At 52.2% G+C, this 25512-nt stretch carries 16 protein-coding genes and 2 pseudogenes; 8 read left to right on the plus strand and 10 right to left on the minus strand.

Annotated elements, in window-relative coordinates:
• Positions 1–126 precede the first annotated feature (126 nt).
• Positions 127–1034: pseudogene (locus AACY02_RS22800) on the minus strand (IS3 family transposase); the annotation flags it as partial.
• A gap of 579 nt (positions 1035–1613) precedes the next feature.
• Here AACY02_RS22800 and AACY02_RS22805 point away from each other — a divergent pair.
• Positions 1614–1805: pseudogene (locus AACY02_RS22805) on the plus strand (transposase domain-containing protein); the annotation flags it as partial.
• A 202-nt stretch (positions 1806–2007) separates the two neighbouring features.
• Here the strand turns inward: AACY02_RS22805 and AACY02_RS22810 are convergent.
• Positions 2008–4521 carry a CoA transferase gene (locus AACY02_RS22810; RefSeq protein WP_339433883.1) on the minus strand — a complete coding sequence of 838 codons (2514 nt, stop codon included), beginning with the start codon at positions 4519–4521 and terminating at the stop codon, positions 2008–2010.
• A 474-nt stretch (positions 4522–4995) separates the two neighbouring features.
• On the opposite strand from AACY02_RS22810, the gene AACY02_RS22815 reads away from it, so the two are divergent.
• The 3 genes from AACY02_RS22815 (at position 4996) to AACY02_RS22825 (ending at position 8800) form a co-directional block, all read left to right on the plus strand.
• On the plus strand, positions 4996–6153 hold the full coding sequence (locus tag AACY02_RS22815; RefSeq protein ID WP_339433884.1) for an iron-containing alcohol dehydrogenase: 1158 nt from the start codon (positions 4996–4998) through the stop codon (positions 6151–6153).
• A 58-nt stretch (positions 6154–6211) separates the two neighbouring features.
• Entirely contained in the window at positions 6212–7708 is a 1497-nt protein-coding gene (locus AACY02_RS22820) for a CoA-acylating methylmalonate-semialdehyde dehydrogenase (RefSeq protein ID WP_339433885.1), read from the plus strand.
• A gap of 165 nt (positions 7709–7873) precedes the next feature.
• Complete coding sequence (locus AACY02_RS22825) at positions 7874–8800, plus strand: LysR substrate-binding domain-containing protein (protein ID WP_339433886.1); 927 nt, start codon at positions 7874–7876, stop codon at positions 8798–8800.
• Here AACY02_RS22825 and AACY02_RS22830 read toward each other — a convergent pair.
• The gene (locus tag AACY02_RS22830) at positions 8797–9750 is read right to left on the minus strand and encodes a LysR substrate-binding domain-containing protein (protein ID WP_339420479.1); all 954 of its coding nucleotides are present in this window, start codon (positions 9748–9750) and stop codon (positions 8797–8799) included. The genes AACY02_RS22825 and AACY02_RS22830 overlap by 4 nt on opposite strands.
• 168 nt (positions 9751–9918) lie before the next feature.
• Here AACY02_RS22830 and AACY02_RS22835 point away from each other — a divergent pair, with 168 nt between their 5' ends.
• Positions 9919–11553 (plus strand): BCCT family transporter, encoded by a 1635-nt coding sequence (locus tag AACY02_RS22835; RefSeq protein ID WP_339433887.1) that lies wholly within the window; start codon positions 9919–9921, stop codon positions 11551–11553.
• A gap of 193 nt (positions 11554–11746) precedes the next feature.
• Here AACY02_RS22835 and AACY02_RS22840 read toward each other — a convergent pair whose 3' ends face one another.
• Complete coding sequence (locus AACY02_RS22840; RefSeq protein ID WP_339433888.1) at positions 11747–12955, minus strand: MFS transporter; 1209 nt, start codon at positions 12953–12955, stop codon at positions 11747–11749.
• A gap of 681 nt (positions 12956–13636) precedes the next feature.
• On the opposite strand from AACY02_RS22840, the gene AACY02_RS22845 reads away from it, so the two are divergent.
• On the plus strand, positions 13637–14755 hold the full coding sequence (locus AACY02_RS22845) for a mandelate racemase/muconate lactonizing enzyme family protein (protein ID WP_339433889.1): 1119 nt from the start codon (positions 13637–13639) through the stop codon (positions 14753–14755).
• Positions 14756–14830: 75 nt separating this feature from the next.
• Here AACY02_RS22845 and AACY02_RS22850 read toward each other — a convergent pair whose 3' ends face one another.
• Positions 14831–15745, minus strand: coding sequence for a LysR family transcriptional regulator (locus AACY02_RS22850; RefSeq protein ID WP_339433890.1), 915 nt, complete (start codon positions 15743–15745; stop codon positions 14831–14833).
• Positions 15746–16174: 429 nt separating this feature from the next.
• Between AACY02_RS22850 and AACY02_RS22855 the strand changes: the two genes are divergently transcribed.
• Together AACY02_RS22855 and AACY02_RS22860 are read left to right on the plus strand one after the other, a co-directional pair.
• Positions 16175–17818, plus strand: coding sequence for a BCCT family transporter (locus AACY02_RS22855; RefSeq protein WP_339433891.1), 1644 nt, complete (start codon positions 16175–16177; stop codon positions 17816–17818).
• A complete protein-coding gene (locus tag AACY02_RS22860) occupies positions 17815–18936 on the plus strand; it encodes a mandelate racemase/muconate lactonizing enzyme family protein (protein WP_339433892.1) in 1122 nt (373 codons plus the stop codon). Before AACY02_RS22855 ends, AACY02_RS22860 begins: the two co-directional genes overlap by 4 nt.
• Positions 18937–19143: 207 nt before the next feature.
• Here AACY02_RS22860 and AACY02_RS22865 read toward each other — a convergent pair whose 3' ends face one another.
• From AACY02_RS22865 to AACY02_RS22885, 5 genes are all read right to left on the minus strand, one after another.
• Complete coding sequence (locus AACY02_RS22865) at positions 19144–20787, minus strand: acetolactate synthase large subunit (protein WP_339433893.1); 1644 nt, start codon at positions 20785–20787, stop codon at positions 19144–19146.
• Between the two features lie 66 nt (positions 20788–20853).
• Positions 20854–21585, minus strand: coding sequence for a transporter substrate-binding domain-containing protein (locus AACY02_RS22870; protein WP_339433894.1), 732 nt, complete (start codon positions 21583–21585; stop codon positions 20854–20856).
• A 30-nt stretch (positions 21586–21615) separates the two neighbouring features.
• On the minus strand, positions 21616–22869 hold the full coding sequence (locus AACY02_RS22875; protein ID WP_339433895.1) for an OprD family porin: 1254 nt from the start codon (positions 22867–22869) through the stop codon (positions 21616–21618).
• Positions 22870–23031: 162 nt separating this feature from the next.
• Positions 23032–24354, minus strand: a complete 1323-nt coding sequence (locus AACY02_RS22880) for an MFS transporter (RefSeq protein ID WP_339433896.1) — start codon at positions 24352–24354, stop codon at positions 23032–23034.
• Positions 24355–24413: 59 nt separating this feature from the next.
• Positions 24414–25466, minus strand: coding sequence for a lactonase family protein (locus tag AACY02_RS22885; RefSeq protein ID WP_339433902.1), 1053 nt, complete (start codon positions 25464–25466; stop codon positions 24414–24416).
• Positions 25467–25512: the final 46 nt, after the last annotated feature.

Genomic DNA, 25512 nt, shown 5'->3' on the forward strand with positions numbered 1-25512 from the left:
TGGTCTGGCCAGACAAGAAACTGGGAGCCGATGGGCACTGTGATGTTGAACCCGGATCGGCAGCAGCAGACCGAGAAAAGAGCGGCATAGTTAGACGGCGACGCGACAACAACCTTGAAAAACGCCGTCGGTTACCCATTTCTGGTTCGGTCGTTTGGCATCAAACTTCCGTTTCAGCAGGTTCGGCGCTACCTGACCCTCTTCGCCTCTGTAGGCCCGGTATTTCTTTATGCGCACACGGCTTTTCAACTGAAGCTCGCCCATGAGGCGCTGAACAGTCTTGTGGTTCACGAGGTGGCCAGCTCGCCGAACGGCAGCAGTGATACGGCGATAGCCATATCGGCCCTTGTGCTCGTCGAAAATTGAGCAAATTCTGGACTTCAGCACCGCGTATTTATCAACGGATTGCTGCACCTTTTGTTGATAGTAAAAAGTGCTACGGGCCAGGCCAGCCAATTTCAGAAGGCCTTCCAGAGGGTGCTCCTGCCTCAGTTCAATCACGATTTGCGCTTTTTCCGCTGCGCTGCTCGTTCCTTCGCTTGAACCAAGGCATCGAGCTTTTTTAAATAAGCAATTTCCATCCGCAACTGGCTCAATTCGACCAGCAAATCATCACGCGTACGAGCTTCATCGTCCGAAGATTCAAGCTGAATGGACGGGATGGGGTTTGTCATTTTTTTGTGAAGTCCGCTTCCTGGCTGCCGGGACAAGGCCTCCAAACCGCCTTCATCATACCTGCGCTCCCATTCGCCAATGATGTCGGATTTCCGGATATCAAACAGAGCAGCGACTTGGCGATAGGACAGCTCTTCCTCTCGCATGCGCTGCAATACATTCAGCTTGAACTCAGGGCTGTAGTTCTTCTTTCTCTTACTTTTGAGGCCTGCGGCACCAAGCGCCTGATATGCCGCAATCCACTTTCGAAGCGAAGAAGCATTGACCCCGTGACGATGCGCGACCTCTCTGTGACCTGCGTTACCCGAACAGTAATCTTCAACAACCGACAATTTCGCCTGCTCTGTGTACTTTTTCATGACACCCCTCAATGTTGATGTCCAACATTTCGGGGTCAGATCAAATGTAGGTGGACACCATCGCCTTAAGCGTTGGCATTAGGAAGGTGTGTTGTCCGGACTTACAGTTCAATCATTTGATCGCGTGCATCCATTACTGGCCGCTCCCAAATATGACGTGATGGTTTGGCTACAAAATTCGTGAAACACAGCAGGGGTTGTATGGGCTGCTAGCAACCCGAGAAGCCGCAGAGACCGTCCTCGGTTAAATTCATCCAGTAGGACGACGAGCACTGTTCGCCGCTGCACTTCGATACGAACACAAAGTTTAGAAGATCTCTTAGGCGCGAGATCCTTGGACGTTTTGAGATCAACACCTTCAACCCCACCGAAAAACGAGCAGTCTTAGATGCGATCATCGAGGCGCGTAATGCACCTGGTGTGACGCCGTCGTGGCAAGAGGTTGACGAGCTTAACGTTGGTATCAGAGACATTCGAAAGCTGAGGATCTCTTCGCGTTCACTTGTGAAATCGTCCCCCATATAAGCGTGCCAATCCTGTCGCCGGCACGCACTCTCTTCAGCAGGTATTCATGGCTCGCGCAAGAACTGGCTCTTCGCAAGATCACTGCGCAGCGGAAAACGGGCAGCGGCGGTCATGACTTTGATCCCGTCGGAGCGACTCAACGGGCATGATTCATATGCTTATTTTAAGGACGCCCTCACGCGCCTACCGACGCAGTGGATAAGTGGGATTGCGGAGCTACTGCCCCATAGGTGGCGACCGGTTTAGTTGCGCAAGGCGGGGCGCCCGGACGCGCGCACTCGACAAGTTCTATGGTCATTTTCACCGCCTGTATTTTATTGCAATTAGAGCATTTCCCGTGTTCCACGATGCCGAGCTTGAACGCATACAACTTTACGCAAAAAAAAGGCCATGTGGTCGTGGACACATGGCCAAAAATTGATTCAACTACGAGCGCGTGGATGCTTGATTAGCTTGGCAGGAACTCCTCTGCCCATCCAAGGCTGGCAATACCGCGACGGACGAAATCATCGACTTCCGCCTCAGAGTACCCGATGCTGGAAAGTACCTCTTTGGTTGAATGCCCCCAGCGCTCAGGCAGAGATACTGCCGAGATTTTTGAATCCACTGGGCGGATTGCGTAGTGATCGATCTGTGTCAGGCAGTGGCCGCTTGGGTGGTTACGGTGAATCGAGAATGCGAAGCTGCCGTTGTGGATACCAACGGTGTTGTCCCCTTCACGGGTGTATTGCGCACGGAGCTGCTCGATTGAATTCGGTACTGCGGCAGCGATGTCCGCCTCGTGCAGGAGGTCAGCCCAGTATGCAGCTGGAGCAGTCAGGAATGCCTCCTTCAAGAAGGCCGAGACATCTGAAGCTTTACCGATGCCTTCCAACCCTTCGATTCCTTCCAGCATCTCGATTTCTGCTGGCTTGCTGTCCAGATACAGCCACCCCTCACTCGTCTGGTAGAAATGCGACAGAGCATTATAGCCCAGCACATCGCGACCCGAGGGCTCGTTGAAGGCGCCGCGCCCCGCATAGTCATAGGCAAACGAGATTTGCGCAAGGTTGGTAACAGCCGAGAGGGAGGTGCGCGAACGGGTGACTTTTCCGGTTTTGATCCGATGGTAGAGTTGCACCGCCATACCCAAGCCGGCAGCGAAACCACAGTTGACGTCCAGGGTGCCTAGGTGAGCGTGCTCTTCTGGCGTTTGTGGGCCACCGAAGCGACTCATGATGCCGCTATGGGCCTGAATGATATCGTCATAGCCGATGAAGTTGGACTTCGGCCCTGGCAGCGGCCCACCTAAGCAATCGAGGCGGCAGAACAGGACGTTGGGGTTGACGATACGCAGGCTCTCCTTATCCAGTCCCAGCTCTTTCAACTGACGCTCTGGAGCATTGATGACCACTATATCCACTGAGCTAACCAAGCGGTTGAAAGCGCCACGGCCTTCGGGGCTGAGAATATCAACCAGCGCGCTTTGTTTGCCCATGCCTGTCTGGAAGGTAAATAGAGTGCCAATCAGTGGGTCATAAAGAGGCTTAACCGGATCAAGCTTGATGACTTCGGCACCGAAGCGCGCGAGGAACGCAGTCGAGTGCGGGCCAGCAATAACGTTGGTCAGGTCAAGGATCCGTAGCCCATCCAACCAGCCCTTTCCAACTTCGGACTTGATTGCATTACCAGTTGGGTAGGTCGCCGGATATACAGCGGCGACTTCTTTAAGCTCGACCAGTGCCTGTTCGAAAGATATGTTCTTGCGAGGACGAGGCTTAACCATTTCGCCTGCGAACTCTTCAAGCCACACGATCGGCCCAGGCTGTTTCATCAGGCCGTATTCAGGATCTTCAACCTCAACGATCAGACCAGCAGTATTGGTGTGCTCATGATTGACCCATTCTTGGGTGGTACGATGAGGCGCCCCTGGAATCTTGTTCTCACCGAAAATCTGACCCCACTCTTCCGAAGTTTTGGTGAGGAACGCTTTCTTCATCTTCGCCGAGATATGGTCTGCCCACTTCTTTGGCAGAGGGTATACGCCAATCGACGTCTCGCCATCCCACTCACTGATGGGTGAATGCAGATCGGATACTTCGGGTAGACCATCCGCCACGAGTTCATCGTAGATGCCGAGAACTGTCAACGCACGCTTGGCATGGTTACGGTGCGACGGGCATACGCAGTAAAACATCCGGTCGTCTGCACACAAATAGGTGCGGTAGAAAGGATCGAGATACTCCTGCAAATCCTCGTAGCTGAGATTCATTGGAATGTTGTTGGCCTTGCGATGCTCAATTTCAAGCTCTCGCATCGTCTTATAGCGCTCAGGCAGACCGTCGATTACGTAGGAGTTATAGGACAGTCCTTCCATCAACGCGGCAACCACCGGCACCTCGATCTCATCACCATGGCCGGTACGTTCACGAGCTTGAAGAGCGAGTGCGACTGCGCTAGCAGCCAGAGTGGTAGCGTACGCAGAACCCAGAGGCAGTGGTGAGAAGCTCGGGTTAAGACCCAGCAAAACACGGTTGAAGCCCATGTCAGTGAATGCGCCCGCAGTCGCGGCAACAACAGCCTCTGTAGCTTTCCATTCCCGACGCAGCGTGTCGTTGCTGGCAAAGCCTGGGATTGAGAGTGTGATCAGCTCCGGGCGGCTGGCGCGCAGCTCTTTAAAGTCGATGCCCAGATTTTTCATTACGTCCGGACGGAAGCTTTCCAGGACAATGTCAGCTTGAGCAATCAGATCATTCGCCTGCGCCAGACCGGCAGCGGTCTTGAGGTCAAGACGGATACAGCTTTTGTTGCGATTAAGCACAGCGTTCGCCGGGTTTTCCCACTGAGGGCCCTCAGGAGGGTCGATGTGCACCACTGTCGCACCGAGATCCGCCAAGATCATTGCTACGGCGGGGCCAGCGATCTGCTGACCGAAATCGACTACGCGAACGCCGGCAAGCGGCAATGGATTAGTCTGCTTCATTTCGTTTTATCCTTCTTAGAGGCAGTTTTAGATTAGGTCTAATGACCTAGTTGTAGAGTCATGGCAGTGGACGAAAAGCAATATCAGTAACTACTGACACCTGATTTGACGACAAAAACTCTCGACAACTTTTTTTGGTATTCCCCCACCGTGTAATACCGATATTAGAAATCTCACAACAACCAATCCAGCAATATAAATTAGCCCTGAGGGTCAATTTTTATTATGGCTGCAGGCGACCTCTTGAAATAAACAACAGCAAACCTCTCGCAAGCCCCCCTCGACCCATAAAAAAAACAGGGAGTCAGGCTGACATTTTATTGCTTCACAAACTTATACTCACACCCGAGAATCAATCACGACCCACCTGAGGTCGAAACAATTCATGCCGGCAGCCATGCCCAAATAATCTATGCGGCTATTGCGCAGAGACGGTGTCTTTTACTCCACCTGATAAATAAAACAGGAGCATTTATGGCTACCCCAGTAGTTCTGCCTCGCCTGATGTCCATCGGCGAAAATGCTTGTGAAGAAATTACGGCAGTTCTAGCAAGCCTAAATCTTCGCAAGCCCCTCGTAGTGACCGACAAAATGATGGTCAAGCTGGGCTATGCCGCCAGAATCGTAGAAGTGCTCTCCTCTGCCGGCATCCATGCTGACGTATTCGATGACACCGTTCCCGAGCCCACTGTCGCATCGATCAGTGCAGGTGTGCGCTACGCCGAAGAAGGCGACTTTGACTGCATCATTGCGCTGGGTGGCGGCAGCCCTATCGACAGTGCGAAGGCTATCGGTGTGCTTGCCAAGCACGGCGGCCAAATGCGTGATTACAAGTTCCCACGAATCGTAAACGAAGCGGGACTGCCGCTGATTGCCGTCCCGACCACGGCGGGCACTGGCTCCGAGGTCACCCGATTCACAATCATCACTGATGAGTCGACTGACGAGAAAATGCTCTGTGTGGGATTGGCCTTTATGCCAGTTGCCGCCCTGATCGATTATACGCTGACGCTAAGCCTCCCAGGACGCATCACGGCTGACACAGGCATTGACGCCCTCACCCACGCCATGGAGGCATACGTCAGTAAAAAGGCAAACGCTTACAGCGACACTCAGGCTCTGGCTGCGATGCGATTGATCGGGCCCAATCTTCGAACCGTCTATCGCACCGGAGCCGATAAGAAGGCACGTGAAGCGATGATGCTCGGCTCAACGCTCGCGGGGATGGCTTTCTCCAACGCATCAGTAGCTTTAGTGCATGGCATGAGCCGCCCTATTGGCGCTTTTTTCCATGTCCCCCACGGATTGTCCAACGCGATGCTCCTGCCGGCCGTGACCGAATTTTCGATCCCTGCAGCACCGGAGCGCTATGCCGAATGTGCTCGCGCAATGGGCTTGGCCACCCTCCAGGACAGCGATGCCACGGCCAACGAAAAGCTGCTGCGCGAGCTCAAAGCAATCAATGAGGATTTGAACGTCCCCAGCCCGGCAGAGTTTGGAATTGATAAAGCGCAGTTCATGGACAAGATCGAAACCATGGCACAGCAGGCCTTGGCCTCTGGATCGCCGGGGAGTAACCCTCGCGTCCCGACCACCGAGCAAATGGCTGAGCTCTATCGCAAGCTTTGGTAGTTGAACGCCATACCGTTAAACGCTGTTATCCAACATTACAATAATCAGGAAACATGAAATGGAAACTGTAGGACACCTCATTAGTGGCGAGCGCCTGGACGCTGGACAGCGTTTTCAGGATGTATTCAACCCTGCGACTGGACAAGTTACCAAGCGCGTGGCGCTGGCCTCCAAGGTGACTGTTGAACAAGCCATCTCCGCAGCTCAGGCAGCCTTCCCTGCCTGGCGCAATACCCCTCCTATCAAGCGCGCTCGCGTCATGTTCCGCTTCAAGGAACTCCTGGAGCAGAATGCTGCGAAAATTTGCCAACTCATTGGCGAAGAGCACGGCAAGATTTCCCACGACGCCATGGGGGAATTGCAGCGCGGCATCGAAAACGTTGAGTACGCTTGCGGTGCTCCTGAGTTTTTGAAAGGAGAACACAGCAAAAACGTAGGCCCGGATATCGATTGCTGGAGCGAGTTCCAGCCGCTGGGTGTGGTGGCTGGCATCACCCCATTCAACTTCCCAGTGATGGTGCCGCTCTGGATGTTCCCGATGGCAATTGTCTGCGGGAATTGCTTCATCCTCAAACCATCCGAACGCGATCCAAGCTCGACTTTGTTCATCGCTCAACTGCTGCAGGAAGCAGGTCTTCCAAACGGTGTCATGAACGTAGTCAACGGGGATAAAGAAGCTGTTGACACTCTGTTAAACGACTCGCGGATTGAGGCAGTAAGTTTCGTAGGCTCAACGCCAATTGCCGAATACATCTACAAGCTCGCTACCGCGAATGGCAAACGTTGCCAAGCATTGGGCGGCGCGAAAAACCACGCAATCGTAATGCCGGATGCGGACATGGATAACGCGGTGAACCAGCTCTTAGGGGCAGCTTTTGGCTCATCCGGCGAACGCTGCATGGCACTGTCGGTTGCCGTTGCAGTAGGAGCAGGTACCGCACAAGCCCTTGTTGAAAAGATGCGCACCGCCATGGCTGCGCTTAAAGTCGGCGCCTATTCAGATGCGAGCAACGACTTTGGCCCCGTTATCACCCGTCAGCACAAGGATAAGGTTGTCGGGTACATCGACAGTGCGGAGGCCGACGGTGCCCGGATCATCGTAGATGGTCGAAATGCTGAAGTCGCGGGATACGAGAGCGGCTTCTTTGTGGGTGGCACCCTGATCGATGGCGTAAAACCGACGATGCAGAGCTACCAAGAGGAGATCTTCGGGCCGGTGCTTCAGGTGATTCAGGTCGACTCAATGCAGGGAGCGATGAATCTCATTGATAACCATGAATACGGCAATGGGACGTGTATTTTCACGCGCGACGGCGAGGCAGCGCGTTACTTCACCGACAACATCAAAGTGGGTATGGTGGGCGTAAACGTCCCATTGCCGGTACCAGTTGCGTATCACAGTTTCGGCGGTTGGAAGCGCTCTCTGTTCGGCGACCTCCATGCTTATGGCCCGGATGGCGTGCGGTTTTATACCCGTCGCAAAATGATCACCCAGCGCTGGCCATCGGCAGGTGTTCGTGAAGGAGCCTCATTCTCAATGCCTACATTGAAATAACGGCCCCGAATGGGCATGCAAACACTCAAGTTTTCATGCCCCGAGGCGTTCACGCTATCGCCTCATATGATCATTTACATCTATAGACGCTACATACTATTATTGAGCGGGCGATGGCGATAACCATCACCCGCTCAACAATGCTATATGAAGAGCGATCTATAAGTGAATAAAAAACGCCTTCCTCCGCTGAATTGGCTGCGCTCGTTCGAGGCCTCTGCACGCCACTTAAATTTCACCTTAGCTGCCGAAGAACTAAACTTGACACAGGCTGCTATCAGCCAACAGATTAAAGGTTTGGAGTCACAACTTGGAATGACGCTTTTCAAGCGTCTAGCGCGCCGACTAGAATTGACCGAAGCGGGGCGCGCTTATATGCCTGCAGTTCATGAAGCTATCGAACGTCTTGCTGCTGCCACCGATGAAATTTTTGGCGAAGGACGTGCAAAGGTCATTACCACCAGGGTGAACCTTGTTTTCTTTACGACTTGGCTAGCTGCGAGACTAGAACGGTTTACCAGCGTTTATCCTTCAGTAAACCTGCATTTCAGCAGTAACATCTGGCTGGAGGAGCAGGATAAAGAAGTGGATATTGATATTCGATACGGCAAAGGAAATTGGCCGGGCTATAAGTCATACAGACTGACGTGGGATGAGCTTATTCCAGTATGCAGCCCCAAGCTAATAATTACCGATCCTAACTTAGACTTCAATATAGAGAAAATACTAGCAGATCATGGACTACTCCATGTCATCGGATATGAAGAAGGATGGGGTTATTGGCTAAAGCAAACAGGAATTTCCTGCGTTCCACCTTCGAAAGGGATGCAATTTGACACGCTTATAACAGCGTTGGAAATGGCTGTTCTCGGACACGGTTTTGCATTAGGACGAACATCACTTGTAGCTACGCTGCTGACTGAAGGCAAACTCGTCGCTCCGTTCACTCAACGTGTACCCACCTCCGAAGCGTTCTACGCTGTCCTTCCAGAACATCAATATGCCAGCCCTCAATCCCAAGCATTTTTAGACTGGTTACTTAAGGAAGCCGGTCTTTCAAAAAAGGAATCCACCCAGTTATTAGATGGCTAAGTGGATTCCTCCCCAAGCCGGTCTTCTGCGCCTTCGGTGAGGCGGGCCTCCTCCTTTAACCAAGCGACAAATTGCTGGGCCACATCACTCAAACGATCGGATTTCCTCGTCAAAAGGTAGTAACCCATTGGGTGTCGCATCTTCATCTCAGGAAATGGAATGATTAAATCACCATTCTTTAGAGGTCTCTGGATAAGCTCCAAGCCACACAGAGCAACGCCCAAACCTTCAATCGCAAGCTCTGTCAGCACGTTGGAGTCACTGACTAGATGCCCCCCTTCAATTTTGATTGGGACGCCTGGGTAGGTGCGCCCCCAATTAATCCAATCGTCAACGCTACGATCATGAAGCAATGGATGGTGGATCAAGTTGAGCGGGTCGATTAAAGGATTTTCACATTCAAGCAACGCAGGTGAACAAACAGGAACGTAATTCAAACCTAACAGATAATCCGCACGAAATCCCGACCAGTCAGCCTTGCCCCATTTTATTGCTAAATCGATGTCTCCCGAAAATTCAACGCGCTTCGATGTCAGCGTTTGCTGAATATCTAAGCCAGGGTAGTTATTTGTGAATTTACGCAATCTCGGCGTCAGCCAGAATGCACTTAAAACAGGTTCCGCTTCTATATGCAAGGCCAACCGACCTTGTTTTCGCGCGCAGCGATCAAATGCTTTCACCAGCTCTTCAAAAGGGCCGCTTGTCTCATTTAGCAGATCTTTACCCGCAGCCGTAAGCGTCACTGAACGAGTGGTGCGAATTAGTAATTGAGCATTCAACGCCTCCTCCAGCTTTACTATTTTTTGACTGATCGCAGACTGAGAGAGGTGCAAAATTTTAGCGGCATGCGTGAAGCTGCCTTGCTCTGCGACCGTTTTGAATGCCAACAATAGAGTGAAATGCGGGAGTCGCGTTGAAACAGACTGTGAGACTGGGCCATTGATAAGCATTTCTTATAATCTCATTAACAAAACGCGATTCAGTGTTGACAACTAAACTGTTTATATTGCGCTTAGCCCTATGGCTAAGGTCTACCAATAATCATAATAGCAGGTCTTCAGAAATGAGAAATCTATCTCCCTCGCTTCGTGTCCGCCACACACTTTCAGGAGGTCGCCATGAAGCCTGAAATTATCGAAACATCCCGCCCTTCTATCGACTGGACACTCATCTTAACCTGTTTGGCCATTGTCTCCACAGCCGTTATTTTTCTAACAGCCTATCCAGATCAAGCCAAGGCCTCCGCAGATCAACTGTTTTCAGCGGCAACAATGACATTTGGATCCATCGTCCAAATTGTTGGCTTTGTTTGCGTCGTTCTTATTATTGGTCTGGCCATGACCAAGTACGGAAGCATCAAGCTTGGCGATGGACTTCCCGAGTACAAGAATGTGAGCTGGATATTCATGTTTATTTGCGCCGGGCTAGGCTCAGCCACCATGTATTGGGCATTCATGGAATGGTCTTACTATTATCTAACTCCGGGACTTGGGATTACCGGGTCGACTCAACAAGCCCTAGAGTACAGCATCGCATATTCCTTTTTTCACTGGGGCGTTACGCCATGGTCGATCTACGGAATTGCCTCGCTGGCCATGGCCTATCACTTTCACGTACGACGCAACAAAGGCTTGAGCTTGGCAGCCGTTGTTGAGTCTATGACGGGGTTTAAGGCACGCGGGCCGGTGGGTCGTGTAATTGATTTGATATTCTTGTTCTCCACGTTTGGCGGGCTAGTCCTGACAACTACGCTTACCACATCTACTGTTGCGAAAGGGATCGCTGACCTCACCGGCATCACTGATGGTTTCGGGCTCAAAGCTTCGATTGTCATCATGGTCACGATGGTCTTTTCACTGAGCTCCTACATCGGCATCTCCTCTGGCATGCAGCATTTGGCGAAGGTCGCTTGCGGTATGACGCTGGGGTTTGGATTAATCGTCCTGTTTCTCGGCCCGACCGAATTCATCATCAACAACTTCACAAATGCGGCGGGCATTGCATTACAGAATTTCGTGCAAATGAGCTTGCATACCGACCCTGTAGGCGGGAGTGATTTTGCTCGTAGTTGGACGGCCTTCTATTGGCTTTACTGGATCACCTACACGCCTGGGATGGCAATCTTTGTCACTCGTATTTCACGTGGCAGAACCATACGGGAAGTGATCATGGCAATGGTCTTAGGTGGTTGCGGTGGATGCTGGTTCTTCTTCGGTAGCCTGCAGAGTTTCGCTATTCACCAGTTCATCACTGGCGTTGTTGACGCTCCCGCAATGCTCAGTGGTGCAGGCGGCGAAGCTGCGGTTTCGATGCTCCTACACTCCTTGCCAATGGGTAATGTGCTATCTGTCGTGTACCTCCTTCTGATGCTTATTTTCCTTGCATCGCACCTCGATGCAGTGGCGTATACAGTGGCTGCGACTAGCACCAAAAACCTGAAAGAAGGCGATGATCCAACACCTAACCTTCGCCTGTTCTGGTGTTTATTACTCGCTGCGCTGCCGCTTTCCATGCTCTATATCAACGCTCCGCTGAGCACCCTGAAAACAGCGGTCATTCTCACTGCCATTCCATTTATCGCAGTCCTGGCGGTGAAAATTTGGGGGCTGATGAGATGGTTGAAAGAAGACTATTCACATATGTCTGCTGAGGCCATCGTGGCACAAGGGCGTGCACTGACAAAAGCACACCCACAAACTCCAATTTTTCCTCGCGCGACACAACACGCTCCAGCAATGGAAACTTTGGTCTAGAATCTCCAAGACTTGAAAAGTTGGCTGCTTGGATCTCCGCGCAGCCAACGCGTCAACCTTGCTGACACATGTAAATTTTATCTAGCAAACAGCCCCCAACTGTAATCCAGCCAAGCCCATATGCAGGTATCCCTGCCAGCTGATGATAAACATCACCGCAAGCAACACGATCGTTAGCCAAACCATTCGCACCTCAACATACCTCCCCCGCCCTAGGCCTTCGTTCGACCGGAGACTCAGTAATTGGCCAATGTAATACAGTTGCTATAACGCTCAACACGATCGAGATGTACCAGACGAGGTCGTAGCTGCCGGTGCGGTCATATACAAGCCCTCCGAGCCATCCACCGAAGAAAGCGCCAACCTGGTGGAAGAAATAGACGATGCCCCCGAGCATGGACAGATTTCTCACACCAAAAACTGAAGCGATGGTTCCATTGGTAAGAGGCACGGTAGAGAGCCACAAAAAGCCTATAGCAATTGAGAAACAATAAACTGAAAGCTTAGTCACTGGCACTGCAATAAAGCAGGCAATAACGATTGCCCTTAATGCATACAACATCGTTAGCAACCTCGGCTTCGAATATCGAGCGCCGAAAATCCCTGCGGTATAGGTTCCGAAGATATTGAATAAGCCGATAAGGGCCAAGGCCGCCGTGCCAGTTCCGACATCAAGGTGTTGATCAATGATATACGAGGGCAAGTGTATTCCAATGAAAACCACCTGAAACCCGCATACGAAAAAGCCTGCTGACAGCAGGATGAACCCTGGATGGGCCATGCACTCTTGCAACGCCTGGCCGGCAGTTTGGGTATCTGCCGTCCTAACAAGCGGTCGGTCTTTAAGCATTCCTACCAGCGGCAGAATCAAAGCGACCAAGCCTGCCAGGATGATTAATGCAGACTGCCACCCAAATTGCTGGATTAACTCAAGAGTGCCGGGAAGCATGACAAATTGCCCAAGTGAGCCAGCGGCACTAGCTAACCCCATTCCCATGCTGCGACTCTGAATCGGCAATGCTCTTCCTATTACCCCTAGAATTACTGAGAAAGTAGTGCCTGACAGGCCAATACCCACCAGAACGCCAGCACTCATCAGCAGCATAGATGAACTGGTCGCGGTACTCATAAGAACTAGCCCACAGGCGTACAGAAACCCGCCACCAGCGATTACCTTGCCCGCTCCATATCGATCGGCCAACGCCCCACTGAAAGGCTGGGCGATACCCCAAATTAGGTTCTGAAACGCAATCGCGAATGCAAAAATCTCCCTTCCCCACCCAAACGATAGGGACATGGGGGCCAGGAACAATCCAAATCCGTGCCTGACCCCTAATGACAACGCGAGAATAAACGCACTACCTATCAACAACCACTTATAATGCGAGAAATTAAACACCATCACTCACTCCAGCTTTAGTTTTATAAAAACCAACACCCCGCCGCCTGCAACAATTTAATAACTAAATATTAAGCATTCGCGCCAAATACACATTTGGCCTGCAGTCATAATTTCTAATCCGTGCGCTTCAGCGACCTGAGGTGATAGTTCGACATGCTATCACTGGAAATAAACGCCCCACCTACAATAAAAATATGGCCTCATGCACCGTTTTACTTATAGATACACCAAAGCAAAACTAAGCGCTCACTGCCAGCCAGTGAGGGCTGACACGGCTTAGTCTCGGATAAGCTACGAATGGTGCAGCGACTTGGCCACTAATAAGCCACACTAATAAACGGATCACAAAATATTGATTCCACAACTTCGCTCAAATCATTAGATTCTTGAAAGCAACCCGCAACCAGCGTCACCCACATAATTAATACTAACTGGGGACTAAACTTGAACATTTTGAAGCTGCCAGCGACACACGCTTGCTCGAACAAAAGCTCGCAATCAATCGCAAGGATAACTTCTTTGCATTTTAGTTTAGCAACTAAAAAACTGACATCAAGAGCAAGACTAGACGTTCAGATATGTGCAGGGATGACGATTTTATCACTCTTGTACTTGGCTGCCTTTCAAAATGAATCCCCGAAAGCTCATTTTCATTTAACAAAGTTGCGTAAGGTATAAGGCATGAACCGTCTCACTGTTTCAAAAATTGAAGTTTATGTTTGTCGTCCTAACCAACCTGGTTCGACCTGGACACCAGAACAACCTGATCCATTCACGACACACACCTTCGTGCGCGTTCACACCACTGACGGCTTCGTGGGCTTCGCTGCAACCGATTCCTACACCACGCACTGCGTTGATACGGTCTTGCTTGAAACGCTCAAGGAGATGATTCCCGAAGTGATTGGCAAATCAGCTCTGGATCGCGTGGCCCTATGGAGCCACCTAAAGCCAAAAGCTTATGCTCGATCCGCTCAGGCCCTGGCGCTGATCGATGTTGCTCTGTGGGACTTGGCAGCGAAAGCGGCGGAAAAGCCCCTCTATCAACTATTGGGGGCGTCACGGACTTCGATTGCAGCCTATGCCAGTACACCTGTTCTAGCATCGCCAGAGGCGTATGTCGACTATGTGAGCCAGTGGGTTGAACAGGGTTTCCAGGCGCTTAAATTCCATTGTTGGTGCCAGCCAGAGAAAGACCTGAAAATGATCAATCTTGTACACCGAGCTCACGGTGATAAAGGCTTGGCCTTGATGCTCGATGTTGAGCAACGCTACGACTTGGCTGGCGCCATGGATGTTGGTCAGGTATTAAGCGAGCTCAAGTATGAGTGGTTTGAGGCTCCATTGGATGATTACGACCTGAGTGGTTATAGGACACTTTCGAGAGACTTGGCTGTGCCTGTTTTGCCTGCGGGCAATGCTATCACTGACCCCTTCCTAGTTGAATTTGGTATGCGTGAAAATTGCTGGTCGCGCGTTAGGGTTGATGTCATGACTTGCGGAGGCATTACTCCCGCTCAAGCCATTATGCGCAAAGCCGCTGCGCGTGGAGTCCAGGTAGAGCTTCAGAGCTGGGGCCACTCACTGGCGCAAGCGGCAAACCTTCACTTGATGCTCAGCCAGCCAAACTGCAATTTTTTTGAGCAGGCATGTGAGTACGAGCTCTTTGAGTTTGCAACGCATAACCCAATCCGAGCCAATACATCAGGATTAGTCACTGCTCCCGATGGATACGGCCTCGGGCTTGAAATTGATTGGGAGGAAATCCGTGCCACTACGTACGCCATGTTCGTAGGCTGAGTACTCCGGCCAGTATGTAAAGCCCGCACGAACGGATCGCGGGCTTTCTCTCCCAGCTTTCCCTGCATGAATCGCTCAGATCGTATCTTCAGTGCCACCTCGGTATTTTTTGACCTCGGACTTCAGCCATTCGATGAACTGAATCGCCCTCGCGCTGGGTGGAGGTGTCGCGCGAGTGAGGATATAGTAGGCCATGTTGTGAGGCATGCTCATCTCAGGAAACGGTAACACCAGAACCCCCTCCTTTAACGGCTTCTCACACAGCTCCATCGCGCACAATGCCACTCCGTGCCCTTCGATCGCCATGTGCATTAACACGTTGGCATCGTTGACCACATGCCCTTCGTTCGGATTTACGTCCTCAATATCAAAAACTTTGAGCCAGGTTGTCCAGTCGCCTCTGTCTCGATCATGGAGAAGCGGCAGTGAGTTCAACTGGCTCGGTGAGGTGAGTCTGTCTCGCCCTTCAATCAACGCAGGTGAACACATGGGAATGTAATTCAGCCCAAGCAGATATTCGGAGACGTAACCCGGACGCTTACCTGTTCCCCATTTGATAGCGAACTGGGTGTCGGGTGAAAATTCCAGATTCTGTGTTGTCAGCCTTTGCTGAAAATAAATGGCTCCAAAACATTCCGTAAAAGACTTAAGCCTGGGCGTTATCCAGATAGAACTCAACACAGGTTCACATTCGAAATGCAGCACTGGAATCTTGTTAGGCCTGGAGAATTTTTCGAAGGCCTGAATAAGGCTCGTCAAAGGCGAAGAAATTTCAATCAGTAACTGAGCCCCATCTTCTGTGAGTTCGATACTTCGAGTTGAGCGAACGAAAAGAGGAACGCCAACAACCTCTTCCAGTTTCACAACTTGCTGACTCACCGCAGATTGCGTCAAGTGGAGTGTTTCAGCTGCGCGACTAAAGCTTCTTTGATCGGCAACTGTTTTAAAAGCTTGGAGCAAATTCAGGTGGGGCAATCGAGTCATAGTCATATTTTTATTCCTGCTTCAGTGAACATCGACGCTGTTCAAGGATTCGCACCTGCGTCACCAATGATGACATCCGCACGGCAGTTAGCATCCACAATAACTCCACTGCCCCTCGCCCGTCGCTCACGAGTTCTGCTCTGGCGGGCGTTTTTTTTGGGGGTGAACACCACCTCAGTGATCATGCCTTGAGCGGTAAGATTATGAGATGAAGTTAATTGATTACAACCTGTAATTAAGCCATCACAAAATTTCGTTGTCCCGATTAAAGGGCTGAGACGTACATTGCGACTACCTTGCTGAGGACGGGCTTAATGCCTCGTTTGAGTGCCGGCTAACAACATAATTACAAGAGTCAAAACATCATGCACACGCTACCCCCCGCTGTTTGTAACATGCACCCCGCGAGTACCCTTTTTTTGTCAGGAGGTCGCCATGCAGGTTAAAAGTCGCGTCTATCAGGACTCAGGATCTGAGGCCCCTACTCAGGACTTCATACTGATTCTGATCAGCATCGTCGTGATTGCCACCATTGCAACCGGTTTGATGATGTATCCGACTGAAGCCCAAGCGCTGGCAAGTCAGCTCTTCACCTCCGCAACGTCAACCTTTGGGGCAGTTGTACAGTTCACAGGATTCGCATGTGTTGTCCTGATCCTAGGACTGGCATTGAGCAAGTACGGAAATATCCGCCTAGGAGAAGGCAAACCGGAATACACCACCACCAGTTGGGTCTTCATGTTCATCTGTGCAGGACTAGGTTCCGCCACCATGTACTGGGCTTTCATGGAGTGGGCTTACTACTACCTTACTCCCGGTTTAGGCGTCGCTGCCGCGAGCAAAGAAGCGCTCGATCTAAGCATCGCTTACTCTTTCTTCCATTGGGGTGTCACACCTTGGTCGATCTATGGCATCGCTTCGCTAGCGATGGCTTATCATTTTCATGTACGCAAGAACAAAGGACTGAGCCTCGCCGGCATCCTTGAAGCCATAACCGGACTAAAGGCTCAAGGCCCAGTGGGACGGATGGTTGACCTACTGTTTCTGTTCGCGACTTTTGGTGGGCTGATCCTGACCACTACGTTGACCACCTCTACCGTCTCGAAAGGAATTTCTGAACTGGTTGGTATCAACGACGGGTTTGCGTTGAAGGCCAGCCTGGTTTTGTTGGTGACCGTAGTCTTCTCCATGAGCTCGTACATCGGCATCAGCTCAGGAATGCAGCGCTTGGCCAAGATGGCTTGCGGTATGACGCTCCTTTTCGGCCTGATAGTCCTGCTACTCGGCCCTACAACGTACACTCTCAACAACGCCGTCAACGCGATCGGTCTCGTCCTCCACGATTTCGTGCGCATGAGCTTGTATACCGAACCCAATGGCACCGGTGAATTTTCCCGTGGGTGGACAGTGTTCTATTGGCTTTACTGGATCACCTACACCCCAGGAGTTGCAATCTTCGTAACCCGAGTGTCCAAGGGACGCAAGATCAAGGAAGTCGTCGCTGCGATGATCCTCGGTGGCTGCGGTGGCTGCTGGATGTTTTTTGGTAGCCTGCAGAGTTTCGCGATTCACCAATTCGTATCTGGTCTGGTTGATGCTCCGGCCATGCTCGATGGCGTGGGCGGAGAAGCCGCTGTTTCTCTTCTGCTGGCGAGCTTGCCGTTTGGCAAAATACTTTCTGCCCTGTACTTCCTTCTGATGCTGATTTTCCTCGCCTCTCACCTCGATGCTGTGGCTTACACCGTCGCCGCGACCAGCACCCGAAATCTGCGAGAAGGTGACGATCCCTCTCCAAACCTGCGGATGTTTTGGTGCGTTCTGCTGGCCGCGTTGCCGATGGCGATGCTTTACATCAACGCATCGCTGAGCACGCTCAAAACGGCAGTGATCCTAAGCGCCATCCCATTTGTAGGCATCTTAATGGTGAAGATTTGGGGACTGTTCAAGTGGTTGCGCGAGGACTACAGCGCGATGCCTGGGTACCAGATTGAGGAGCAGGCTCAGCGCTTGGCACTCGGATCGGAGGTGCCAGCATTTGCGGAAATCCCTAAGGTCAAGACAATGGAAGTTCCAACATGAAAATCATTGAGATAGAGACGATTTGGCTGCGCGTCCCGCCACTAAATGAACCTTGCGAATGGGGCGAGGATGCGTTGATCGTGCGCATTCATACCGACACCGGATTGGTGGGAGTCGGTGAGACCGATAGCTCCCCTTCCGTAGTAAAAGCATTGATCGAAATGCCCGCTTCTCACGAAACCTGTCAAGGGTTGCGCCAACTATTGATCGGCGAAAATCCGCTGGAGATTGACAGGCTCTGGAAGAAGATGGTGCGGGGTTCTGAATACGTAGGGCGACGCGGTGCAGCGATTCACGCGATCAGTGCTTTGGACATCGCGTTATGGGATATCGCTGGTCAGCATTACGGTGTCCCGGTGCACACTCTGCTAGGTGGAAAGCACCGTGACCGCATAGCTGCCTACGGCACCTTTATCCCCAAACCAGATGAGATCGCCAATCGCCACATAGTGCGAGAGCTAATGGCTCAGGGGCTAAAAAGCATCAAGCTCGGAGGCGGAGGTTTTGGTGAAGATCTGAGCGCGGACAAAGCCTTGCTCAAGGTAATCCGGGAGGAGATTGGAGGGGATGTCAAACTGCAGATCGATCTAGTTGGACGCTGGAGAAATTATGCAAACGCATTGACGCAATGCGACGCCTTACGTGACTTTAATCTGAATTGGATTGAAGAGCCCCTGCCATCTGATGACTCTGAAGGTCTGCTGCGTCTTTCTCAACAGTGCGGTATACGCGTCTCTGGAGGTGAGGGGCTAGCGACTCGTCATGAGTTCAAAGCATTTCTGGCCGAGACGCGCCCGGCGATCGTGCAGCCAGATATCACGCGCTGCGGTGGCATCAGCGAGATGCGTCATATCGAAGAGCTCGCACGCCAATACGGCGCACAATTGGTGCCTCATGGCTTCAGCACTGGCATTTTGTTGGCTGCCACGGTGCATTTCATGGCGGCCAGCGAAGCAGGTGAACTTATTGAGTATTCTCAGAGCGATAGCCCGCTATTCCGCGACTTAGTGAAGAATCTGATACCTCTGCAAAATGGTTATGTTCGCGTCCCGGATAAGCCTGGTTTAGGTGTGGAGCTGGATGAGGAAGTCATTGATCGATATCGCGTGAGGTTCTGAGTAGCAATGTGATGAACAGCACTACCGACGAGCCTTGACTGACCGAATATTGAATTTGCTTCGAGTACAAAAGGGCTCAAAGGCCCTACTGTATTGAAAAGTCGACGATAAGTCGGCAGTGATCCATGCTGCCGACCCAAGCGAGGTATGACCTTACATGCCATCTATGTCTCTAGGCGGAACCGAATGCCGCCTGCTCGCAATGATTCAAATGGCTGCGCTCCGCTCACGCAGTTCTATGTTCAGGATGCGGTCGTTCTCGGAGTAGTCGACCGGGCAATCAATCACATGCACGCCCGGCGTCTTGATGCAGTGCTCCAGCAGCGGGAGCAGGCCTTCGGCACTTTCCACGCGATGGCCATTGGCACCGTAAGCTTCGGCGTATTTGACGAAGTCCGGATTGCCGTAATCCAGGCCAAAATCGGTGAAGCCCATATTCGCCTGCTTCCAACGAATCATGCCGTAGCCATCGTCACGCAGGATCACTACGGTGATATGCATACCCAGGCGTACTGCTGTCTCCAGTTCCTGGCTGTTCATCATGAAGCCGCCATCACCACACACCGAGATTACCGGGCGATCAGGGTGAACAAGGTGTGCTGCCATACCCGACGGTAAACCAGCCCCCATGGTCGCTAGCGCGTTGTCCAGGAGCACGGTGTTCGGCTTGTGCGCCTTGTAGTTGCGGGCGAACCAGATTTTGTAGATTCCGTTGTCCAGCGCAACGATGCCGTCGGACGGCAGTACACGGCGAACGTCAGCCACCAAGCGCTGCGGGTAGATCGGAAAACGGTTGTCATCGCCTCCCTCAGCGATCTGTTCTTCGTTAGCATCACGGATTTCCAGCAGCCGGCTGAAATCCCAATGCGCGGTGTCGCTCAGCGCCTCGCCGATTTGCCACACAGCATTGGCAATGTCACCGATCACTTCGATCTGGGGGAAGTACACCGCATCAACTTCCGCTGAACGGAAGTTGATATGAACAACCTCTGTACCGCCACGCACCATGAGGAACGGTGGCTTCTCGATCACGTCGTGGCCAATGTTGATGATCAAGTCAGCAGATTCAATCGAGCGATGCACGAAGTCACCGGACGACAGCGCGGCGTTACCCAGGAACCGCGGATGGCGCTCGTCGACCACACCTTTGCCCAACTGAGTCGTGACGAACGGAATGCCTGTCTTATCGATTAGCTGCTGCAGAACCTTGGCCGTCATCTTGCGGTTTGCTCCTGCACCGATCACCAGGATGGGCCTGCGGGCCTTCTGCAGTTTCTCGACGGCGGCCACGACTGACTTGTGCTCGGCAAGCGGACGGCGATGCATGCTCGACGGGATCGGCGTGCTGTCGGTTTGCTCAGCGGCAATGTCTTCCGGCAGCTCAAGATGAACAGCACCAGGCTTTTCTTCTTCTGCAAGACGAAATGCCTCACGCATGCGCGCCGGGATGTTGTCCGCCGATGCGAACTGATGAGTGTACTTGGTGATGGGGGTCATCATGTCGCAGACATCAATGATCTGGAACCGTCCCTGCTTGGACTTTTTTATCGGTTTTTGGCCGGTGATCATCAGCATCGGCATACCGCCCAGATAGGCGTATGCGGCGGCGGTTACCAAGTTGGTCGCGCCGGGCCCTAGGGTGGACAGACTTACGCCGGTCTTGCCAGTCAGGCGGCCATAGGTCGCAGCCATGAAGCCAGCGGACTGCTCGTGGCGCGTCAGCACAAGCTTGATCTGTGACTTACGCAGAGATTCGAGCAGATCGAGATTTTCCTCACCGGGAATGCCGAATACGTATTTCACGCCTTCGTTTTCCAGACATTGCACGACGACATCTGCGGCCTTGGCCATTTTTCTACCTCAGTTACGATTGAGCGCTATGCGCATTTACAATTCAAAATGGCTAGATAAAGCTGTTCACGCCAAAGGTGCGACCGTTACATCGGTTTGGCCGTTATCGTTTAAAACAGCGCGCACGAAACCTTCGGCCTTCTTACGTTCGACAAAAGCACTGACATAGGCCGCTCCCGCTTCACGAGCTCGCGGAACGGCCATTGCTTGTTGAATTGATGTAAACGCGCCATCAAGGACACGATAAGAAGAGTCATCGGCTGCGACTTTTTCCAGTGGCTGTCTCACGCCTGCTGCTGCATCCAGAGACTGCTCGATGTACAGATCCACGGCACCGGCGGAGGTTGCCGCACGTTCAAGCTGCGCATGCTTCAGCGTGCGGGAAAGAAACAGGTCATAAGCAGCACCTTTGCCCACCGCGATTTTCAGTCCTGACTGATCAAGATCTTGGACATGCTGATAGGACGAATCAGCGGCTACCAAATAAGTACCTTCGATGATGACGTAAGGTTCGCTGAACGCGATCTGCTCTTCGCGCACCGGCTCGATGGCCAGAAACGCCACATTCCATACGCCCTCTTCAAGCGCCGCAAACACCTTGCCCGCGGCGTCAAAAGTGATCATTTCCAACCTGACGTTCAACTCCTTGGCTAGTGCTTTAGCCAAGGCCACCGATACGCCTTGAGGCGAGCCGTCCGTCCCTTGTTGGGCTAAGACAGGATTACCGAAATTTATCGCGGCACGCAGGACACCTTCCGGAGCCAGATCTTGAAGCACAGCATGGTCGAGAAAGGTCATTTATTGCTCCTAATTTGAGTTCAGTAGACCTCACCAAATTGGCAAGGTGTAGGAAACGATCAGTCGATTTTCATCAATATCGCGAGCAAAGCTAGAGCGATAACTGGCGTTACGCCATTTGAAGCCGACGTTCTTGAGAGCACCGGTCTGCACCACATAACCAATGTCGGTATTGCGCTCCCATTCGCGTCCTTCCGAGGCAGATGTCTTGGCGTCCGCATGGTCGCCGCTGACGTAACGCGTCATAAAAGTCAGACCCGGTAGCCCCATCGCCGCGAAGTCGAAGTCGTAACGCAGTTGCCAGGAACGCTCACCTGGCTCAGCGAAGTCATTAATCTGAATGTAGTTGGTCAGGTACACGTCGGTACCGTTGATGTACGGAATGGATGTAGAGCCGTTCATCTTCTGCAAGCCGATTCCCAGGGCGTGCCCTCCAAGGGAGTAAGTGAACATGCCGTTTAGAGCACCGCTATCAATCTTTCCACCACGAGCTGCACCAGCGTCATCACTGAGCATGTAGCGCAGGTCGCTCTTCAATTTGCCGGGGCCAATTGCAAGGTTGTTCACCAGCCCGAAAAAACTCTGGCGGTAGACATCTTGAAGTTCTGCGTGCTGATAACTGACAGCGAGGGATTTATTGATCTGATAATCAGCACCACCGATCCAGTATTCATCGCCTTCTGCCGTAGTGGTGAACCGTCGATTGCGATTGTTCAGCGTGATGTTTTGCGCATCGGTCGAGTCACGGTCGGTCACCCGGTTGAACCGAACCCCGGTCAGGGTTAGCCCATCGAACTCCTTCATCGTAACCATGCCCCCTTGAAACGTCTGAGGCAGAATCCGACCAGTGTTGGCTTGTAGAGTCGCCAACTTGGGGATGAACGTACCGTACTTGAACTCGGTTTTGGAGATCTTGGCCTTGACGGTCATGCCGAGGCGGCTGAATTCGTCCGCGGCATGGCCATCATCATGCGTCGGGAGAAGACCAGAACCAGTTCGATCAGGGCTTGAGTCCAGTTTAAGACCGAGCATTCCCATCGCATCGAACCCGAACCCTACCCTGCCAAGAGTGTAGCCAGACCGATAATCCAGGAGAAATCCTTGAGCCCATTCCTCGCGCTTGTTCTGGCCTGCGCCGTCTCGAAAATCACGATTGAAGTAGTAGTTCGTAGTTTGCAGCGACGCCTTACTATCATCAACGAAGCCTTCAGCATTAACCATGCCAACTGCGAACCAAGGTGAAACTGTGACCAGAGTACGAATTGCGTTTTTATTTTTATTCATGTTGACTCCAAATAAAGCGCAGCAGAGCCCATCTAGGGGCGATGGGCCCGAAGTTCAGAATTTATAAGTTCACAGGACTAGCAAATTTCTTAAATTGGCTGTAACGCCATTCACACGCGACGCGCAGCAGCACTTTTGAGGATGCTGCTGCACATATGTAACTTAGTGAGCCTCGCGGGTCACGGGACTGCCGGTTGGCGTGTCGTCTTTATTATTAACGCGCATTAGGATGGTCATTAAGAAACCGACCACCAGTAGCCCGCTTAGGAACAACAGGCCGGTGGCTGCACTATGACTATTTCCTTTTACCATGCCGATCAACGAAGGCCCGGCAAAACCACCCAGGTTGCCAATCGAGTTGATCACCGCAATGGAAACTGCGGCGGTGGTACGGTCGAGGAAAAGTGTCGGCAATGCCCAGAACGGCGATTTGAAGCTGTAAAGGCCAGACAGCGCGACGCATATCATTGCTATCGCGAGGAAAGGATTTTGCAGCACGCCAGCACCGATCATGCCTATAGCCGCGATAAGCAGCGGGATGGCGGAGTGCAGCTTACGTTCGTTCCGCTTATCGGAGCTTCGCGACCATAAGATCATTGCCACAGTCGCAACAATGTAAGGCAGCATAGCGATCAGCCCAATCTGCGTGTGGGTCAAAGACTCCGAGAAGCTCTTGATGATCTGTGGCATCCAGTAGCCAATGCCCAAGCTCCCGCATTGATACACGAAATATATGAAGCTCAGGTACAGCACCTTGGGGTGGGTCATCGTCTTGAACACACTCAGACGCTTGACGTTCTTGCGGCTTTGACGATCACGCTCAAGTTCTTCGAGCAACCAGGTTTTCTCTTCAGGTTTTAGCCATTTAGCCTGTTCAGGTTTGTCCGTGAGGAAAAAATAGCAGGCAACACCTAGGAAGACGGCAGGAATACCTTCGAGAAACAGCATCCAGCGCCAGCCGCTCCAGTTGAACCAACTGATGTTGTCCATGATCCAGGTGCTCATCGGAGCGCCTATTATGTAGCTCACCGGGATAGCCGCAGTGAACAGCGCAACCGTGGTAGCCAGCTCTTTGGAGCGGAACCAAAAGGTCAGATAGACAATGATGCCTGGAAAGAAACCTGCCTCAGCCACGCCAAGAAAGAAGCGAAGGATGTATAGCTGATTGGCGGTTTGTGCAAAGGCAGTCAGTGCAGCAATGGCCCCCCAGGTGACAAGAATTCGGGCAATCCAGACCCGGGCGCCAAATTTGTTTAGCATCACATTGCTGGGAACTTCGAACAGGAAATAGCCAATAAAAAAGATACCGGAAATAAAGCCGAAGGCCTCACTAGAGAGCGCCAGTTCTTTATTCATTTGCAAGGCCGCATAGCCGATATTGGCGCGGTCTAGATAGGACACGATGTAGAGCAGGAAAACGAACGGGATGATGCGCAGCGTAACCTTACGTACGATGGCAGCTTCTTCAGGCTTGTTATTATTCATGGCGACCTCTTCGGAACAGGCCCAGACCTGCTCCCTTCATTATTGTAAGGCTCGACCGGTTAGGCCGAGAAAATCATGCAGACTGGGCTACCGGTTGAAACTGTAAAGCCCGTCTTTCTCAACGCACCGGTCTTGGCGTCCGTTGCCATTGAAATAATGGTGTCGCTGTCTTCATTGAGCGCGAACAGGTAACGCTCATTGGGTGTGAGGGCGAAAAAGCGCGGCGTCTTGCCGTCAGTGGGCATGAACTCTACGGGGCTAAGCATTCCGGTGCCCTGATCGATGGCGAACACCGCCACGCTGTCGTAGCCCCGGTTCGAGGCATAGAGGAAGCGGCCGCTGCGATCGATCTCGATCTCAGATGCACGGCTATTGCCGGTGAAGGTCGCAGGTAAAGACGGCAGTACCTGAATGGGTGAGAGCGCGCCGCTCTGGCCATTGAACCGATACGCGGTCACGCTTGAGTCAAGCTCGTTGACCACATACGCGAAGGAGGCTTTGGGATGGAATGCCAAGTGGCGAGGCCCAGAGCCTTCCCGGCTAGTAACGAAAGGTTGATCTGCTGGATACAGTTTGCCGTTGTCGAATTTGAAACTGAACACTCGATCCAGTCCTTTGTCGGGCACCAGCACGAACTGGCCGGACGGATCGAATGGATTGAAGTGGGGCTTGGAGAAAGGTTGCTCAAGGCGGTGTGGGCCCAGCGGCCCTTGCAGTTTGAGCAACTGGTTGACGCTACCCAGCGATCCGTCTTCAGCGATATTCATCACCGCCAATGATCCACCGATGTGGTTGGAAACCACAAGGTACCGCTGCGTCGGATCGAGTGCCAAGTGAACCGGGTTCTTCCCTTCACAACTCTGACGGTTGATAAATGCGAGTTTTCCGGTGGCCTCGTCAACGCTGAAAGCACTGACTTCGGTCATATCTCCATGCACCGTGTACAACCGATCGCCTGCCTTGTTAAGAGCAAGGAATGAAGGGTTGATCAGATCCTTTACGACCTGCACGAGCGACAGCGTGCCCTCCTCCTGATCTACCTTGTAAACCGTGATCCCTTCACCGCGTGCATTACGCTCCCGTGTAGTGCGCGACCCGACATAGGCGTACATAGGGGTATTTCTCCGAGACTCAGCATTGTTATTCAGTAGGCTCGCG

This window comes from Pseudomonas sp. EA_65y_Pfl2_P78 (assembly GCF_963970495.1).
In the GTDB taxonomy this organism is placed as follows: Bacteria; Pseudomonadota; Gammaproteobacteria; order Pseudomonadales; family Pseudomonadaceae; genus Aquipseudomonas; species Aquipseudomonas baetica_A.

What these genes read in the sequence shown, in the direction of transcription:
- AACY02_RS22810 (WP_339433883.1), bottom strand. Translation starts at nt 4,521, where the DNA reads ATGAAGCAGACTAATCCATTGCCGCTTGCCGGCGTTCGCGTAGTCGAT.
- AACY02_RS22815 (WP_339433884.1), top strand. Translation starts at nt 4,996, where the DNA reads ATGGCTACCCCAGTAGTTCTGCCTCGCCTGATGTCCATCGGCGAAAAT.
- AACY02_RS22820 (WP_339433885.1), top strand. Translation starts at nt 6,212, where the DNA reads ATGGAAACTGTAGGACACCTCATTAGTGGCGAGCGCCTGGACGCTGGA.
- AACY02_RS22830 (WP_339420479.1), bottom strand. Translation starts at nt 9,750, where the DNA reads ATGCTTATCAATGGCCCAGTCTCACAGTCTGTTTCAACGCGACTCCCG.
- AACY02_RS22835 (WP_339433887.1), top strand. Translation starts at nt 9,919, where the DNA reads ATGAAGCCTGAAATTATCGAAACATCCCGCCCTTCTATCGACTGGACA.
- AACY02_RS22840 (WP_339433888.1), bottom strand. Translation starts at nt 12,955, where the DNA reads ATGGTGTTTAATTTCTCGCATTATAAGTGGTTGTTGATAGGTAGTGCG.
- AACY02_RS22845 (WP_339433889.1), top strand. Translation starts at nt 13,637, where the DNA reads ATGAACCGTCTCACTGTTTCAAAAATTGAAGTTTATGTTTGTCGTCCT.
- AACY02_RS22850 (WP_339433890.1), bottom strand. Translation starts at nt 15,745, where the DNA reads ATGACTATGACTCGATTGCCCCACCTGAATTTGCTCCAAGCTTTTAAA.
- AACY02_RS22855 (WP_339433891.1), top strand. Translation starts at nt 16,175, where the DNA reads ATGCAGGTTAAAAGTCGCGTCTATCAGGACTCAGGATCTGAGGCCCCT.
- AACY02_RS22860 (WP_339433892.1), top strand. Translation starts at nt 17,815, where the DNA reads ATGAAAATCATTGAGATAGAGACGATTTGGCTGCGCGTCCCGCCACTA.
- AACY02_RS22865 (WP_339433893.1), bottom strand. Translation starts at nt 20,787, where the DNA reads ATGGCCAAGGCCGCAGATGTCGTCGTGCAATGTCTGGAAAACGAAGGC.
- AACY02_RS22870 (WP_339433894.1), bottom strand. Translation starts at nt 21,585, where the DNA reads ATGACCTTTCTCGACCATGCTGTGCTTCAAGATCTGGCTCCGGAAGGT.
- AACY02_RS22875 (WP_339433895.1), bottom strand. Translation starts at nt 22,869, where the DNA reads ATGAATAAAAATAAAAACGCAATTCGTACTCTGGTCACAGTTTCACCT.
- AACY02_RS22880 (WP_339433896.1), bottom strand. Translation starts at nt 24,354, where the DNA reads ATGAATAATAACAAGCCTGAAGAAGCTGCCATCGTACGTAAGGTTACG.
- AACY02_RS22885 (WP_339433902.1), bottom strand. Translation starts at nt 25,466, where the DNA reads ATGTACGCCTATGTCGGGTCGCGCACTACACGGGAGCGTAATGCACGC.